At 69.7% G+C, this 14,025-nt stretch carries 14 protein-coding genes; 3 read left to right on the top strand and 11 right to left on the bottom strand.

The window, feature by feature from the left end; all coding sequences use genetic code 11:
• Positions 1-3: 3 nt before the first annotated feature.
• From HHL11_RS03350 to tsaB, 3 genes are read right to left on the bottom strand one after another with little or no spacing between them, the layout of a single operon-like run.
• Positions 4-825 carry a uracil-DNA glycosylase gene (locus HHL11_RS03350; RefSeq protein ID WP_169417026.1) on the bottom strand — a complete coding sequence of 274 codons (822 nt, stop codon included), beginning with the start codon at positions 823-825 and terminating at the stop codon, positions 4-6.
• The gene (gene rimI, locus HHL11_RS03345) at positions 822-1,286 is read right to left on the bottom strand and encodes a ribosomal protein S18-alanine N-acetyltransferase (protein ID WP_169417025.1); all 465 of its coding nucleotides are present in this window, start codon (positions 1,284-1,286) and stop codon (positions 822-824) included. The genes HHL11_RS03350 and rimI overlap by 4 nt, the downstream gene beginning before the upstream one ends.
• Positions 1,283-1,996 (bottom strand): tRNA (adenosine(37)-N6)-threonylcarbamoyltransferase complex dimerization subunit type 1 TsaB, encoded by a 714-nt coding sequence (gene tsaB / locus HHL11_RS03340; protein WP_169417024.1) that lies wholly within the window; start codon positions 1,994-1,996, stop codon positions 1,283-1,285. Before tsaB ends, rimI begins: the two co-directional genes overlap by 4 nt.
• Before the next feature lie 44 nt (positions 1,997-2,040).
• Between tsaB and dacB the strand changes: the two genes are divergently transcribed.
• Complete coding sequence (gene dacB / locus HHL11_RS03335; RefSeq protein WP_169417023.1) at positions 2,041-3,441, top strand: D-alanyl-D-alanine carboxypeptidase/D-alanyl-D-alanine endopeptidase; 1,401 nt, start codon at positions 2,041-2,043, stop codon at positions 3,439-3,441.
• A gap of 34 nt (positions 3,442-3,475) precedes the next feature.
• On the opposite strand, the gene HHL11_RS03330 is transcribed toward dacB, so the two are convergent.
• The 4 genes from HHL11_RS03330 to purE form a co-directional block, all read right to left on the bottom strand.
• Complete coding sequence (locus HHL11_RS03330; protein WP_169417022.1) at positions 3,476-4,426, bottom strand: SGNH/GDSL hydrolase family protein; 951 nt, start codon at positions 4,424-4,426, stop codon at positions 3,476-3,478.
• Positions 4,427-4,487: 61 nt separating this feature from the next.
• Positions 4,488-5,477 (bottom strand): L-threonylcarbamoyladenylate synthase, encoded by a 990-nt coding sequence (locus HHL11_RS03325; RefSeq protein WP_169417021.1) that lies wholly within the window; start codon positions 5,475-5,477, stop codon positions 4,488-4,490.
• 2 nt (positions 5,478-5,479) lie between these two features.
• Positions 5,480-6,637, bottom strand: a complete 1,158-nt coding sequence (locus tag HHL11_RS03320) for a 5-(carboxyamino)imidazole ribonucleotide synthase (protein WP_169417020.1) — start codon at positions 6,635-6,637, stop codon at positions 5,480-5,482.
• The gene (gene purE, locus HHL11_RS03315) at positions 6,634-7,137 is read right to left on the bottom strand and encodes a 5-(carboxyamino)imidazole ribonucleotide mutase (RefSeq protein WP_169417019.1); all 504 of its coding nucleotides are present in this window, start codon (positions 7,135-7,137) and stop codon (positions 6,634-6,636) included. The genes HHL11_RS03320 and purE overlap by 4 nt, the downstream gene beginning before the upstream one ends.
• Before the next feature lie 36 nt (positions 7,138-7,173).
• On the opposite strand from purE, the gene trxA reads away from it, so the two are divergent.
• On the top strand, positions 7,174-8,064 hold the full coding sequence (gene trxA / locus HHL11_RS03310; protein WP_169417018.1) for a thioredoxin: 891 nt from the start codon (positions 7,174-7,176) through the stop codon (positions 8,062-8,064).
• On the opposite strand, the gene HHL11_RS03305 is transcribed toward trxA, so the two are convergent.
• The 3 genes from HHL11_RS03305 to pyk form a co-directional block, all read right to left on the bottom strand.
• A complete protein-coding gene (locus tag HHL11_RS03305) occupies positions 8,061-8,966 on the bottom strand; it encodes a phosphoribosylaminoimidazolesuccinocarboxamide synthase (RefSeq protein WP_169417017.1) in 906 nt (301 codons plus the stop codon). The genes trxA and HHL11_RS03305 overlap by 4 nt on opposite strands.
• 70 nt (positions 8,967-9,036) lie before the next feature.
• Positions 9,037-10,101, bottom strand: a complete 1,065-nt coding sequence (gene fba, locus HHL11_RS03300) for a class II fructose-bisphosphate aldolase (RefSeq protein WP_169417016.1) — start codon at positions 10,099-10,101, stop codon at positions 9,037-9,039.
• A gap of 90 nt (positions 10,102-10,191) precedes the next feature.
• Positions 10,192-11,625: a pyruvate kinase gene (gene pyk, locus HHL11_RS03295; RefSeq protein ID WP_169417015.1), complete on the bottom strand. Its 1,434-nt coding sequence runs from the start codon at positions 11,623-11,625 to the stop codon at positions 10,192-10,194.
• A gap of 125 nt (positions 11,626-11,750) precedes the next feature.
• On the opposite strand from pyk, the gene HHL11_RS03290 reads away from it, so the two are divergent.
• Positions 11,751-12,827: a fatty acid desaturase gene (locus HHL11_RS03290; protein ID WP_169417014.1), complete on the top strand. Its 1,077-nt coding sequence runs from the start codon at positions 11,751-11,753 to the stop codon at positions 12,825-12,827.
• A 4-nt stretch (positions 12,828-12,831) separates the two neighbouring features.
• Here HHL11_RS03290 and HHL11_RS03285 read toward each other — a convergent pair whose 3' ends face one another.
• A complete protein-coding gene (locus HHL11_RS03285) occupies positions 12,832-14,025 on the bottom strand; it encodes an ATP-binding protein (RefSeq protein WP_169417013.1) in 1,194 nt (397 codons plus the stop codon).

The raw sequence follows: 14,025 nt of genomic DNA, 5'->3' as shown, positions 1-14,025 counted from the left end.
TCCTCAGCTGCGCTCGCGCAGCACGGCCTGCGCCAGGCACAGGTCGGCCCAGGCCTTGGCCTTGTCCGGCAGGTTGCGCAGCAGGTAGGCCGGGTGGTAGGTCACCACCACCGGCACGCCGTTGTACTGGTGGACGCGCCCGCGCAGGCGGCCGATCGGTTCGTTCGTCTGCAGCAATGTCTGCACCGCGAAGCGCCCCATCGCCAGGATGATCTTCGGCTGCAGCAGTTCCACCTGCCGGCGCAGGAAGGGCTCGCACTGCGCCACTTCTTCCGGCTCCGGGTTGCGGTTGCCGGGTGGGCGGCACTTCAGCACGTTCGCGATGTAGACGCGCTCGCGCCGGTTCAGGCCCAGCGCCGCCAGCATGTTGTCCAGGAGCTTGCCGGCCTGGCCGACGAAGGGTTCGCCCTGCAGGTCCTCGTTCTCGCCGGGGGCCTCGCCAACAACCAGCCAGTCGGCCTGCTGGTCGCCGACGCCGAACACGGTGTTGCGGCGGCCTTCGCACAGCTTGCAGGCCTCGCAGCTGGCCACGGCCTGCTGCAGGGCGTCCCACTCCATCACTTCGATGCCGGGGATGCGCAGGCGGCCTTCGGCCCGCGCGACAACCGGGGCCGCCACCACGGGCGGGGCGACCGGACGCGCGACCGGGGGCGCGGCGACCGGTGCCGGGGCGGGCGCAGGCGCAGGCGCAGCGCGCGCCACTACGGGTTCGTCAGCGGGCAGCGCCTCGAGGATGGCCTCTTCTTCGCGCGCGGCGGGCCAGAACACCCGCACGCCCATTTCAGCCAGCATCGCCCGCTGGCGTTCGTCGAGGTCCAGGCTCATAGCTTGTAGCTCATGACGATGGCGTCCTCGCGCCCATCCTCGGCCGGGTAGTAGTTCTTGCGCTCGCCCACTCGCCGGTAGCCATAGCGCTGGTACACCTGCTGCGCGCGCGCGTTGCTGGTGCGCACTTCCAGCCACAGCCACTGTGCGCCTTCAGCACGCGCCCACAGGGCCAGCGCGTCCAGCATGATCCGGCCCCAGCCCTGGCCCTGGAACGCCGGCGTCACGGTGATGTTCAGGAGGTGGACTTCGTCGACGCCCTTCATGGCCACGAAGTAGCCCAGGAGCTGCTCGCCGGCGCACAGCAGCTGCGCGTGGTAGCCGGAGCGCAGCGAATCGGCGAAGTTGCCGCGCGTCCAGGGATGGCCGTAGGCGGCCCGCTCGATGGCGACCACCTCGTCCAGCCGGGCTTCGGTCATGGGCTCGAAGCCCGCTTCGACGGTCTTGAAGACTGCGCTCATACCACCCCGGGGCGCGACCCCCGGTCCATCTCCTTGCGGGCGCGCTCGGCGGCGCGTTCCTCGGTAGTTTGCGCCACTTTGTCCCGGATGTAGAGCGGAAGCGCGTCCTGCGCGCGCCCGGCGTGATGCAAGGCCAACTCGGCCGGCGCCAGCCGCAGCAAGGCCGCGGCGGTGGGGAGCGCATCGACCCGCGGACCGTCGCCGGGCACGGGCATCGCCGGGACGTTGCCGGCGATGGTCCAGCCCGATGGCGCTTCCACCGCTTCGGGCCGGCACAGGCGCGGCGCCGTCTCGGTGGTCCAGGCGCCGGATGCGTGTCGCCGGTACGCGGCCCAGTAGACCTCGCCCATGCGGGCATCGAGCACGGCGACCACCTCGGTGGCGCCGGTGCGTCCGTGGGCGTCCTCGGCCACGGCCAGCAGGGTGTCGATGGGCAGCACCGGCCGGCCGGCGCCGAAGGCCAGGCCCTGCGCCACGGCACAAGCCGTGCGCAAGCCCGTGAAGGAACCTGGGCCGCGGCCGAAAGTGATGGCATCCAGCTCGCGCAGCGCGAGCCCCGCCTGGGCGAGCAGGCGCTCGATGGCGGGGATCAGGCTGGCGGAAGCCTGCGCGCCGCCCGCGCCCGCGTGCGCCAGCACCGGCTGGCCGGCGCCGGGCTGGAGGGCGATGGAGAGCAGCTCGGTGCTGGTGTCGAAGGCAAGCAGTTTCACGGGAGCCGCCATTATCCCGGGGAGGGAGCACCATAATGGGCCGCATGCCTTTGTCGTGCCGCCTTGCCCGCAATTTCGTGGCCTCGGTGGCCGTGCTCGCCGCCCTCGCGGCCGCCGCGCAGGGCCTGCCCCCGGAAGTCGAGCAGGCGCTGGACAGCGCCCAACTGCCGCGCGACGCCGTCTCGGTGCTGGTGCTACCGGCCGAAGGCGGCCCGCCCCGCGTCGCCTGGCGTGCCGATACGGCAGTCAACCCCGCTTCCGTCGCCAAGCTGGTCACCACCTACGGCGCCCTGGAACTGCTCGGTCCCACCGCCACCTGGAGCACGCCGGTCTACGTGGAAGGGCCGGTGCGCGACGGCGTGCTGCAGGGCAATGTCTACATCCGCGGCCAGGGCGACCCCAAGCTGGTGATGGAACGCCTGTGGCTGCTGCTCAAACGCGTGCAGGACCTGGGCATCCACCGGATTGCCGGCGACATCGTGCTGGATCGCAGCGCCTTCGCGCTGCCGCCGCAGGACCCGGCCGCCTTCGACGGCCAGCCGCTGCGGCCCTACAACGCCGCGCCCGAGGCGCTGCTGGTCAACTTCAAGTCGGTCGCCATCACGATCACGCCGCAGGGCCAGCAGGCGCGCATCAGCGTGGAGCCGCACCTGGCCGGCGTGCAATGGCCCGCGAGCGTGCCGCTGGCGCGCGGCGAATGCGGCGACTGGATCACGCCGCTGCGGGCCGACTTTTCCAAGCCGGAGCGCATCCGCTTCGCCGGCAGCTTCCCGGCCGCGTGTGGCGAGAAGACCTGGCAGCTGGCGTATCCCGACCCGGCCGCCTACACGCCGCGCGTGATTGCCGCGCAATGGCGCGAGATCGGTGGCGAACTGGCCGGGCAGGTGCGCGATGGCCGGGTCCCGGCGGGCCTGCAGCCCGCTTTCGAATTCGCTTCACCGCCGCTGGCGGAGGTGATCCGCGACATCAACAAGTACAGCAACAACGTGATGGCGCAGCAGGTGTTCCTGACGCTGAGCCTGCGCGACAAGGGCACCGGCACCTGGGAAGGCTCGCGCGAGGTGCTGCGCGGCTGGTGGCGGGAGCGTTTCGGCGGCGAGCCGCCGGTGACCGAGAATGGCTCGGGGCTGTCGCGCATGGAGAGCATCACGCCGCGCCAGCTGGGGCAGCTGCTGCAGGCGGCCTGGGCTTCGCCGCTGATGCCGGATTTCGTCGCCTCGCTGCCGGCGCTGGGCCTGGACGGCACGCTGCGGCGCGTGCGCCAGAACGTCGGCCTGGCCCACCTGAAGACCGGCAGCCTGAACGACGTGTCCGCCTATGCGGGCTACGTGCACGGCCCGCAGGGCCGGCGCTACATCCTGGTGGCGGTGGCCAACCACCCACGGGCCGCGCAGCTGCGGCCGGCGGTGCAGGCGCTGGTGGATTGGACCGCGCGCCTGCCTTGAGCACAGGTGCGCAGCAAGCTGCGCACCCTAAGGATCACCAACGGTCGTGGATGCGGCTCAAGGCGTAGTCGCCGAACAGCGACTGGCTCTGCGGCGTCATGTAGACCAGGTCCGCGAACACGTAGTGGTTGTAGTCCGTCGCGATCAGGGTCGACGTCGTGCACAGGTTGGAATTGATCCGGCCCAGGCCGGTCCCGATGCCGGGGCCCGCGTCGACCGAGTTGCAGACGGCGCCCGAGACGTTGTTGAAGCTGTAGCTGCTCGGCGACGAGGTCACCAGGTTGAAGTAGAACGCGGCATCCACGTACAGCACGCGGTCGCCCAGGTCCACCATGTTCACCAGCAGGCGGTTGTTGAACTGCAGCGAGAGCTGTTCCATCAGCGACGTGCTGGTGGCGATCTGCGCCCACACGGAACGGCCCATGTTGTAGGGCCCCACCACCACCACGTGGGTGGCGCCGGCAGCCAGCACGCGGCGCACCTGGTCGGACAGGTCGTGGCCCGCCTGGTCCAGGTTGGCCATGGCCTGCGCCTGGGTGATGGTGCCGTCCAGCACGGCCTTGGTCTGCACGATGACGTCGGAGGTGCCGCCGTTGAAGATCACCAAGTCGGTGGAGCCGGAGCCGTGGCTGGCCAGGAAGGTGCTGACCTGCTGCGCCACCGTCGGCGTGGCGGCGTTGCCGGCGGCGTCCGGGGTCTGCGTCACGCGGGCATTGCCGATCGCGTAGGAAAGGCCGCCGTTCACCGAAGCTGCCAGCGCGCGACCGTAGTTGTTGGCGATGACGGTGGTCCAGTTGTTCACCGAGCCGTCGTTGACCGTGTAGCGGGCGCCGTTCTGGCCGAGGTCGGCCACCGCGTCGCCGAACACCACGATGCGGTCCGGCGTGAACTTGGAATCGACGGTGCCGCCGCCGCAGGCCGCGAGCACCAGGGCCGAGGCCGCTGCCACCAGCAGCAGGGCTCGGCGCAACAACTTGGTTGCCATGTGAAGCTTCTTTCCAGAGGGGAAGCCGGGAGTGTAACGACCCCCGTGTAAACGATCGGTATCAGCCCGCGGCGGCCCGACGGAGGCGGTCGCGCACGCCTTCCCATTCGGGGGTGTCGGGCGGTGTTTCCACCCAGATCAGCTTGACGCCGGCAGCGTCGAACTCGCGCAGCACCGCGAACAGCTGGCGGGCGGTCTCGGCCGGATCGTCCGGCATGCGGCGCAGGCGCGCACCGCGGGCGCGCTGCACGCTGCGGGCGTATACCGCGACGGCCTTGGCGTCGTCGCCCAGCACGTCCAGCGCCGTCTGCAGGCTGCGCGCGTCCATCAGGCGCACCTTGGCATTGGGCGCGTAGTGCGACTCCAGCGTGCCGGAAGCGCGCGGCGCGGCGCTGTCCATCTCGTGCGGCAGGCGCACGCGCTCGCCGCAGGCCGCCTCGATCTGCTCGCGCGTCAGCGTGCCCGGGCGCAGCAGCACCGGGGCGCCCCGGGTGCAGTCGACGATGGCAGATTCGATGCCCACCGGCGTGGCGCCGCCATCCAGCACCAGCAGGTCCGGCGGGAACTCGCCGGCGACGTGCTGCGCGGTCGTCGGGCTGACCCGGCCGAAGCGGTTGGCGCTTGGCGCGGCCAGCCCCAGCACCGGCGGGTTGGCCTGCGCACAGGCCAGCAGCAGCGCATGCGCCACCGGGTGGGCCGGGCAACGCAGGCCGATGGTGGCCTGGCCGCCGGCCGACGCCGCGCCCATCTCGGGGCGGCGCGGCAGGATCAGGGTCAGCGGGCCGGGCCAGAAGGCGGCCATCAGCTTCTGCGCCACCGGCGGCACCTGCGCCGCAAAGCGCGAGGCCGTCGCTGCATCCGGCACGTGCACGATCAGCGGGTGGTCGCTGGGCCGGCCCTTGGCGGCGAAAATGCCCGCTACCGCGCCGTCGTCACCCGCGTTGGCGCCGAGGCCGTAGACCGTCTCGGTGGGGAAGGCGACCTGGCCGCCGGCGGCCAGCACCTGCGCCGCCTGTTGGATCGAGGATTCCGCGTGGCCGTCGACGATCATGCTCAGAACCCCGGCAGGCCCAGCAGGGCGCAGGCCTGCCTCGCGGCGGCGCGCACGGCTTCCACGCTGGGGCCGGTGAGCGTGAGGTGGCCCATCTTGCGGCCCTTGCGGGCCTCGGTCTTGCCGTAAAGGTGCAGGTGCGTGCCAGGCAGCGCCAGCACGGCGGCCCAGTCGGGCGTGACCGCTTCCGCGCCGCGTGCGAACCAGAGGTCGCCCAGCAGGTTCAGCATGATGGAAGGACTGTGCTGCCGCGGCTGCGTGAGCGGCAGCCCGGCGAGCGTGCGCACCTGCAGCTCGAACTGCGAGACGTCCGCCCCCTCGATGCTCCAGTGGCCGCTGTTGTGCGGCCGCGGGGCCATCTCGTTGACCACCAGCGAGCCGTCTTCCAGGCCGAAGAACTCCACGCACAGCACGCCGACGTACTGCAGGCCGGCGGCGATGGCCTTCGTGGCTTCGATCGCGCGCTGCGCCTGGTCCGGCGCCACGTTGCCAGCGTAGACCTCGGTCACCGCGAGGATGCCGTCGCGGTGCAGGTTGTGCTGCACCGGCAAATGCACGATGGCGCCATCGCGCCCGCGCGCCACCACCACCGAGCACTCGAAGGCCAGCGGCAGCATCTTTTCGAGCACGCAGGGCGCGCGCTTGAGGCCGTCCCAGGCCGCGCGCAGCTCCTCGCGCGTGCGCACCCGCACCTGGCCCTTGCCGTCGTAGCCGAGGCGGGCGGTCTTGAGGATGCCGGGCAACAGGTCGTCGCCAATGCGGGCGAGATCCTGTTCGTCGTTCACCACCGCGTTCGGGGCGCAGGGCACGCCGCAGCGGGTGAAGTGCTCTTTTTCCAGCGCGCGGTCCTGCGCGATCGCCACCGCCGCGGCGGCGGGCGCAACGAAGCGCTGCGCGGCCAGGCGGGCCAGCGCCTGCGCCGGCACGTTCTCGAATTCGGTGGTGATCGCGTCGGCCTGGCTGGCCAGCTTGGCGAGGCCGGCCTCGTCGAGGTAATCCGCCTGCACGTGATGGTGGCTGACGCGGCCGGCGGGGCTGGACGCATCCGGGTCCAGCACCGCGGTGAAATAGCCCATGCGCTGGGCGGCGTGCACGAACATGCGGCCCAATTGGCCGCCACCCATCACGCCCAGGGTCGCACCCGGCAGCAAAACCGTCATGGCATTTCTTTCGGGGGCAGGGTCATGGCGCGCGCGGCCTCGGTCTGGCGGATGCGGAAGGCCTCCAGCTGCGCGCGCAGCTTCGGGTCTTCGTTGGCCAGCATGGCCACGGCGAACAGGGCCGCATTGGCCGCGCCGGCGGTGCCGATGGCGAAGGTCGCGACCGGGATGCCCTTGGGCATCTGCACGATGCTGTGCAGCGAATCCACGCCCTGCAGGTGGCGGCTGGCCACCGGCACGCCCAGCACGGGCACCGTGGTCTTGGCCGCCAGCATGCCGGGCAGGTGGGCGGCGCCACCGGCGCCGGCAATGATCGCCTTGAGCCCGCGGCCGGCCGCCGCCTCGGCATAGGCGAACATGTCGTCGGGCATGCGGTGCGCCGAAACCACCTTCGCTTCATGCGCGATGCCGAATTCCTGGAGAATCTGGACCGCATGCTGCATGGTGTCCCAGTCGCTGCTGGAACCCATCACCACACCAATGGACACTTTGCTGCTCATCCCCTGATTTTACGAATTGAACGAGAGCGAACCGGAATGATCGACGTCACCATCGAGAACTTCGAGCAGGAGGTGATCGCCGCCTCCATGAGCCAGCCGGTGCTGGTGGACTTCTGGGCGCCGTGGTGCGGGCCCTGCAAGGCCATCGGCCCGATCCTGGAAAAGCTGGAAACCGCCTATGGCGGCGGCTTCAAGCTGGTCAAGATCAACTCCGACGAGGAGCAGCAGCTGGCCCAGGCCTTCGGTATCCGCAGCATCCCGACGGTGGTCCTGCTGAAGAACGGCCAGCCGGTGGACGGCTTCATGGGCGCGCTGCCCGAGGGCCAGGTGCGCGAATTCCTCGACAAGCACGTCCAGGCGCTGGCGGCCGAGGAAGAGGAAGAAGAGCTGCCCGCCGAGGACCCGGAAAGCGACGACCCGGCCGCCCAGCTGGAAAAGCTGCAGCACGCCGTGGCCACCGACCCGGCCAACGACGACGCCCGCTTCGACTACGTGAAGGCCCTGCTGCTGGCCGGCCGCGAGGCGGACGCCCGCCGCGCCTTCGAGCCGGTGGCCAACAAGACCGGGCTGGTGCGCCGCCTGGACGCGCTGGCGCGCTGGCTGGACGCCCTGGCTTTCCAGGCCGGCAATCCCCCGGCCGCCGAACTGGACGCCAGGATCGCCGCCAACAAGCGCGACTTCCAGGCCCGCTTCGACAAGGCCCGGCTGCTGCTGGCACAGCAGCAATGGACGGCCGCGATGGACGAGCTGCTGGAGATCCTGATGCGCGACAAGGCCTGGAACGAGGACCTGGCGCGCAAGACCTACATTGCGATCCTGGAGATCATCGAGCAGCCCCGGCCCAAGGTCGCCGAAGGCCAGATCCCGCCCGACGACCCGATGGTGGCGAGCTACCGCCGGCGGCTGTCGAGCGTGGTGCTGAGTTAACCGGTGAGGCGCTCCAGCGCCTCGCGGTACTTCGCCGCCGTCTTCTCGATCACTTCCTTGGGCAGGCGCGGCGCGGGCGGCGTCTTGTCCCAGGGGTGGCCGTCGATGCGCACGCTTTCCAGCCAGTCGCGCACGAACTGCTTGTCGTAGCTGGGCGGGTTCTCGCCCTTGGCGTAGGCCGCTTCGTAGCCTTCCACCGGCCAGTAGCGCGAGGAATCGGGCGTCAGCACCTCGTCCATCAGCACCAGCTCGCCCTTTTCATCGAGGCCGAACTCGAACTTGGTGTCGGCAATGATCAGGCCCTTGGTCAGCGCGAAGTCCGCCGCTTCCTGGTAGATGCGGATGCTGGTGGCGCGGATCTTCTCGGCCAGGTCGGGGCCGATCATCTCCACCACGCGCTCGAAGGAGACGTTCTCGTCGTGGCCGCTGGTGGCCTTGGCCGCCGGCGTGAAGATCGGCTGCGGCAGCTTGCCCGCATTGCGCAGGCCGGCCGGCAACGTGACGCCGCAGACCGACTGCGACTCCTGGTATTCCTTCCAGCCGCTGCCCGCCAGGTAGCCGCGCACCACGGCTTCCACCATGATGGGCTGCAGGCGCTTGACCAGCATGGAGCGACCCTTCACCTGCGCCACTTCGGCCGGCGTCACCACGCTTTCGGGCGCCGCGCCGGTCAGGTGGTTGGGGCAGACGTGGCCCAGCCGGGCGAACCAGAACAGCGCCATCCGGGTCAGGATCTCGCCCTTGCCGGGAATGGGCTCGCCCATGATCACGTCGAAGGCCGAGAGGCGGTCGCTCGCCACCATCAGGATGCGGTCGGTTCCGACCGCATAGTTGTCGCGCACCTTGCCGCGGGCCAGCAGGGGCAGCGAGGTGATGTTGGAGGTGTGGAGGGCGGTGGCCATTGCAGGTGTTCCCAAAAGGCAAGACGGCCCGTGGGAGCCACGGGCCGTCGCCGATTATCTCAGGCTGGGGTCAGTTGACGACTTGCGCCAGCTCGCCCTTGGAGTACTTGGCCGCCACGACCTGCAGGGTTTCGCCCTTGATCTTGCCGGCCTGGCCTTCGCAGCCGAACTCGATGTAGCGCTGCTTGCAGATCTGCTTGGCCGCCTCGCGCGCGGGCTTCATCCACTCGCGCATGTCGAACTTCTCGGGGTTCTCGGCCAGGAACTTGCGCGCCGCGCCCGTCATCGCCAGGCGGATGTCGGTGTCGATGTTGATCTTGCGCACGCCGAACTTGATGGCGTGCTGGATCTCCTCGACCGGCACGCCGTAGGTTTCCTTCATGTTGCCGCCGTACTGGCGGATGATGGCCAGCAGGTCCTGCGGCACGGAGGAGGAGCCGTGCATCACCAGGTGCGTGTTGGGGATGCGGCGGTGGATTTCCTTGATGCGGTCGATCGCCAGGATGTCGCCGGTGGGCTTGCGGGTGAACTTGTAGGCGCCGTGGCTGGTGCCGATGGCGATGGCCAGCGCGTCCAGCTGCGTGCGCTTGACGAAGTCGGCGGCCTGCTCGGGATCGGTCAGCAGCTGCTCGCGCGTCATCGTGGCGTCGGTGCCGTGGCCGTCTTCCTTGTCGCCCTTCATGGTTTCCAGCGAGCCCAGGCAGCCCAGTTCGCCTTCGACGGTGACGCCCAGCTTGTGCGCCATGTCGACCACCTTGCGGGTGACGTCGATGTTGTAGTCGTAGCTGGCGATGGTCTTGCCGTCGGCCTCCAGCGAGCCGTCCATCATCACCGAGGAGAAGCCCAGGTTGATGGCGCCCTGGCAGACGTCGGGGTTCTGCCCGTGGTCCTGGTGCATCACCAGCGGGATCTGCGGATAGGCCTCGATCGCGGCGGAGATCAGGTGCTTGATGAAGCTTTCGCCGGCGTACTTGCGGGCGCCCGCGCTGGCCTGCAGGATCACCGGCGCGTTGGTTTCCTTGGCCGCTTCCATGACGGCCTGGACCTGCTCGAGGTTGTTGACGTTGAAGGCCGGGATGCCATAGCCATTGGCGGCGGCATGATCCAGCAGTTCGCGCATGGAGACGAGAGGCATGGCAATTCCTGTAGGTCGAAAGGGTGCGCGCGGTCGATGTAACCGCGTGGTAACTGCCGGGATTTTAGCGGTTGAGGCGCCGCCGGAGGATTACACCGCCCGGCAGATCTTCAACATGTTGGTGCCACCCGGCGCGCCCATCGGCTCGCCGCAGGTGATGGCGTAGATGTCGCCCGACGCCACGATGCCACGCTTCTTCAGGTGCGCTTCCGCCTCGGCCAGGGCCATGTCGCGTTCGGCGCTCTGGTCCATCAGCAGCGGCCGCACGTTGCGGTACAGGGCCATCTTGCGCTGCGTCACCAGCTTGGGCGTGAGCGCGTAGATCGGGATGTGGATGCGGTGCCGGCTCATCCAGAGGGCCGTGGAACCCGAATCGGTCAGCGCCACGATCGCCTTGCAACCGAGGTGGTAGGCCGTGAAGAGGGCGCCCATGGCGATCGACTGGTCGATGCGCGAGAAGTGCATGCCGGTGAAGTCGGCATCGAGCTTCACGTCTTCGGCCATTTCCGCCTCGGCGCAGATGGCGGCCATCTGCTGCACCACTTCCACCGGATAGGCGCCGGTCGCCGTCTCGGCGCTGGTCATGACGGCGTCGGTGCCATCGAGCACCGCGTTGGCGACGTCGCTGACCTCGGCGCGCGTCGGCACCGGCGCCGTGATCATCGACTCCATCATCTGCGTGGCGGTGATCACCACGCGGTCATGCTCGCGCGCCATCCGGATCATGCGCTTCTGCAGCGCCGGCACCGCGGCGTTGCCGACTTCGACGGCGAGGTCGCCACGGGCCACCATGATGCCGTCGCTGGCCTTCAGGATCGCTTCGAGATTGGGGATCGCTTCGGCGCGCTCGATCTTCGCGATCAGCGCCGGCTTATGGCGGAACTCCGCGGCCGCCACGTTGCACAGCTGGCGCGCCATTTCCATGTCGGTGGCGTTCTTGGGGAAGCTCACCGCCACGTAGTCGGCCTGGAAGCTCATCGCGGTGCGGATGTCCTCCATGTCCTTGGCCGTCAGCGCCGGCGCCGTGAGGCCGCCGCCCTGCTTGTTGATGCCCTTGTTGTTGGACAGCACGCCACCGAGCTTGACGGTGGTCCGGATCTGGTCGCCCTTGACGCCATCGACCACCAGCACGATCAGGCCGTCGTTCAGCAGCAGGTGGTCGCCAGACTTCACGTCGCGCGGCAGCTCCTTGTAGTCGAGGCCGACGCCGTTGACGTCGCCCGGCTCGGTGCGCGACGCGTCCAGCACGAACTTCGCGCCCGGCTCCAGCATCACCTTGCCTTCGGCGAACTTGCCGACGCGGATCTTCGGGCCCTGCAGGTCCGCCATGATGGCCACTTCGCGGCCTGCGGCCTGGCCGGCCTCGCGCACCAGGCGCGCGCGGTCGATGTGGTCCTGTGCCGTGCCGTGGCTGAAGTTCAGGCGCACCACGTTGACGCCGGCGCGGATCATCCGCTCGAGGACGGCGGGGTCGCTGGAAGCGGGGCCGAGGGTTGCGACGATCTTGGTGGCGCGACGGGCCATGGAATAGCGTTCCTTGTAATTTAGTTTCGGATTCTTGCACGGAAGCCGTTACGGGCGCGTTACCAAACCAATGCTTGACGCGCATCAGCAACCCGAGCGTGGAGCCGGCCTAGCATCGAAGGTCCATGTCCGAACCACTCGTCCCCGTTCCCGCCGCGGCGCCCATGCCGCACCGCAAGGAGATCCGGGCGTGGCTGCTACCGCTCTCGGCACGCACCACCGCCTGGCCCATCTTCCTGCTGCTGTTCGACTACGCGCTGCTGCTCGCGGCGCTGGCCGGCGTCGCCGCATTCGATGCCTGGTGGGCAAAGCTGTTTTGCGGCCTCGCCGCCGGATTCGTCATCGGCCGGCTCTTCATCATCGGCCACGACGCCTGCCACCACAGCCTCACGCCGAACCGCCGCCTCAACCATTGGCTGGGCCGCATCGCCTTCCTGCCTTCCTTCACGCCCTACAGCCTGTGGGACGTGGGGCACAACGTGGTACACCACGGCTATACGAACCTGAAGGGTTTCGATTTCGTGTGGGCGCCCTACACGCCGCAGGAGTTCGCCGCGCTCACGCCGCGCCAGCGCCTGCTCGATCGCATCTACCGCAGCGGCTGGGCGCCCGGCCTGTACTACATGGTGGAGATCTGGTGGAAGCGCATGTTCTTCCCGAACCGCCGCCACATGCCCACACGCCGCCGCGTGTTCGTGCTGGACAACCTGCTGGTGAGCGGCTTCGCGCTGCTGTGGCTGGCCGCGCTGGCCGTCGTGGCCGCCGCGACGGCGCAGCCGCTCCTGCCGCTGCTTGCCTATGGCTTCGTCGTGCCCTTCGTGTTCTGGTGCGCGATGATCGGCTTCGTCGTCTACGTGCACCACACGCACGTGGAAGTGCAGTGGCACGCCGAGCGCGGCGAGTGGTCACGGGCGCAGCCTTTCGTGTCGACCACCGTGCACCTGACCTTCCCGCTGGCGGTCGGCACCGTGCTGCACAACATCATGGAACACACGGCGCACCACGTGGACATGACGATCCCGCTGTACCGGCTGAAGCAGGCGCAGGCCAGGCTGGAACAGATGCTGCCCGGCCGCATCATCATCCAGCGCTTCTCGTGGAAGTGGTACTTCTCCACCGCGCGGCGCTGCAAGCTGTACGACTTCGCCCGCCAGTGCTGGACCGACTACCGCGGCCGGCCGACCTCGCTCGCCGCGGCCTGAGGCTTCAATACTCGCGCGAGGAATCGAAGCCCTGCGCGTCGGGCAAGGTGACCCAGAAGGTCGCACCGGCGCCGGGACGGCCTTCGGCGCGCACGCTGCCACCGTGCCGCTGCACGATGCGCTGCACCGTGGCCAGGCCGATGCCCGTGCCAGGGAACTCGCTCGAGTGGTGCAGGCGCTGGAAAGGCATGAACAGGCGGGCCGCATGCTGCGGGTCGAAGCCGGCGCCGTGGTCCTCGATCCTGAGCGTGGTGGCGCCGGCCGGCCCGCCCCAGTCCTGCGCCACCGCGACGTGCACCAGCGGCTTGCCGGTGGAGAACTTCCAGGCGTTGCCCAGCAGGTTGCGCAGCACGATGGCCATCAGGGCCGCATCGCACTGCATATGGATGGCCGGCTCGACCTCCACTTCGGCCAGGCGGTCCGGGTCGCCGGCGCGCAGTTCATCCAGCACGCCGCGCGCCAGCTGCGACACGTCGACGTCGGCGCGGCGCAGCGGTGCCGAACGCGCCACCTGGTGCAGCGCCAGCATGGCGTCGATCAGCGTGAACATGCTGCCGGCACCGGCCCGCACGCGCTCCAGGTAGCCGGCTTCGCGCGGGTCGAGCCGGCCCTGCAGCCGCTCCTGCAGCGCCTGCGTGAAGCCGTCGATGGCGGCCAGCGGCGCCTTCAGGTCATGCGACACCGAATAGGAGAAGGCCTCCAGCTCGCGGTTGGCGTTTTCCAGCTGGCGCGTGCGGCGCTGCACGCGGCGTTCGAGGTTGGCGTTGAGGCGCAACACCTCGTCGCGCGCCTGCCGCAGCGCCGTGATCTCGGTGTGCATCAACAAGGCGGCGGGTCCGCCGTTCCAGTCCACCGGCACCGCCTGCAGTCGGAACCAGCGGCGCGTGCTTGGCGCGGGTGACTGGAAATCGACCGTGTACTCGCGGCTGTGTCCCGCCAGCACCGCGCGGAATCCGGCGCCGGCCGCCAGCGCTTCGGCCGCATTGGCGCCATGCGCGGCCTCGCACAGGGCCAGGTGCTCGAAACCGTCGGCGCGTGAGGGCGGCAGGCTGGTTTCGGCAGCGAAGCGCTGCCAGCCCGCGTTCACGGCCAGGATGCGGCCGCTGGCGTCGACCACGGCCACCTGGCCCGGCAGCTGCGCCAGCAGCGCCATCGCGGGCGCCGCTGCCTGGTCTTGCTCGGGCCGGGGGTTCGCCAC

This window comes from Ramlibacter agri, from assembly GCF_012927085.1.
Classification (GTDB): domain Bacteria; phylum Pseudomonadota; class Gammaproteobacteria; order Burkholderiales; family Burkholderiaceae_C; genus Ramlibacter; species Ramlibacter agri.
Note: the sequence above shows the minus strand (reverse complement) of the source record. Positions and strands in the feature narration are given on the sequence as shown.